The organism is Deltaproteobacteria bacterium, from assembly GCA_011773515.1.
Lineage (GTDB): Bacteria > Desulfobacterota > Deferrimicrobia > J040 > J040 > WVXK01.
In genome coordinates, this window is the sequence record WVXK01000099.1 from 33,259 (window position 1) to 35,147 (window position 1,889).

The 1,889-nt window shown below is 56.1% G+C and carries 2 protein-coding genes; both read right to left on the minus strand.

Annotated features, from left to right (window positions below):
- Positions 1-72: 72 nt before the first annotated feature.
- Entirely contained in the window at positions 73-1,119 is a 1,047-nt protein-coding gene (locus GTN70_10815; GenBank protein ID NIO17456.1) for a hypothetical protein, read from the minus strand.
- Positions 1,116-1,889 (minus strand): glycosyltransferase (locus GTN70_10820; protein ID NIO17457.1); only part of this gene is annotated, 774 nt, incomplete at its 5' end. The genes GTN70_10815 and GTN70_10820, both read right to left, overlap by 4 nt.

Below are 1,889 nucleotides of genomic sequence, written 5' to 3' on the forward strand. Positions count from 1 at the left end.
AGAAAGCAGAAGTTCCGAGCAATCGAAGAGACGGAGTTCCGCAACGAGGAACTATGAACTAAGATTTACAATCTATGAACTTTCCAGGATTTTTCTCACTTCCTCAAACACCTCATCCACGCTTATGTCCTTCATGCACTGCGTGGTTTCCAGGGGGCAGGTCTTCTCCTCGCAGGGGACGCAGGGGAGGTCTTTTATGAGGACGCTGTGTCCCCTCCCGTAGGGACCGGCCCTGTCCGGATCCATCGAGCCGAAGAGGGCGATAACCCTCGTTCCCACGGCCGCGGCGAGGTGCATCGGACCGGTGTCGCCGGATACGAGGGTCGCGCATTTTTTCAGGAATGCCCCCGTCTGCCCCAGGGTGAGATTGCCGGCCGTTACGACCGGTCGGGTTTCCATCCTCGCGGCCACGTCTTCGCAGTACTCCCTGTCTTCGGGTCCCCCGATCAGGAAGACCTCCCCGTTGAGCTCCTTTTTCACCCTGTCCCCGAGCATGGCGAAGGAGCCCGGGGGCCAGTGCCGGGACGAGTCGGGGATGCTCACGTTGGGGTTGAGGGCTATCAGGGGACGGTCCTGCTCCAGCCCCAGGGAATCAACGAAGGAATCTGCAACGCCTGCGTCTTCCCGGGTAAGGTATGCCGTGAAGTCCTCGGGGTCCTGCGTTCCCACGACGGGAAATATCGTTTCGAGCAAGTTCTCGATGGCGTGGAGTCTTCTCTGGCCCTCCCGAACCATTCGCTGCTTTTTGTAGTGCAATCTTGTTTTTGCGCCGGATAAGGCCCTGATAAGGAAAGACCTCGTGTTCGATTTCAAGTCGACGAACAGGTCTGCCTCGAGGGAGCGCACCTCCCGTATATGACGGACAAGGCCCGTTAAGTCCTTTCTGAATATGTGGGAGGGGATGTAGACCCTCTCGTCGATGTAAGGATTTCCCTCGAGGATGTCTGCGAGGCCGAAGCCGGAGATCACGGTGATTTTCGCATGAGGATATTTTTTCTTGAGGGCATAGGCCACCGGGAGGGAGTGCAACAGGTCGCCGATGGGGCCGGGTTTGAACAGGATGATCCTCACGTCACCATTCCCGCCTGCAGTTCCTTTTGCGCGCCTCTTTCCTATCACTTCTGCATTTCAATGATTTTCCTCAGCTTTCGGTAGTTCTCCCTGATGAGGAAGTGTTCCGTCACCTTTTTTCCTCCCTTTGCATTGAGACGCTTCCACAGGGACGGGTCGCCGATCAGGGCGGACAGCTTTTCCCGGAAATCGTGGGGCCCCTTGAAGATCATCACCTCCTCTCCATCCCTGAAGATGTTCCGGTCGATTTCAGAGCGGTGTATGACGGTCGGAATGCCCGCAGACATGGCAATCAGCGCGAGGGGGTTGTTTGCAAAGAACTGATGGGATTTGCTGAGCGAAGGAAAGATACAGATATCCATCTCCATCATGTCCCCAACGAAAGACCCGGGGTCCATCTTTTTATAGTAGTACCGGATCGGCGGGTCGAGCTTGATGAATCTCTCGGCGACGACCTTGACGACGAGACCCCGGTGTTCCCGTGAGACATCCCTGAGGGGCTCTTCGATGCGTTTCAGCGCGTCCACGTCGCGTCCGTGCCCGATATAGCCAATGACGGGCGCATCGGGCGACCGTTTCCGTTCGACCTTCGGCTCCGGTTCGCTGCTAAGGTAGGTCGGGATCGTCTTGATGTTCCTGTTGTATTTTCTCAGAACATTCCGCTGTCCCTCCCCCTGGACGACGACCAATTTCGGTATCTTTGCCACCCGTGAAATATTTTTTGTGCACTTCCTGCTTTTTTTACTGTTATCGCTGTGCAGGAAGTCGTTCAAAACCCGGGAGTCGAGATCGAGGATGACGCGGTGGTTGAGCAGTTT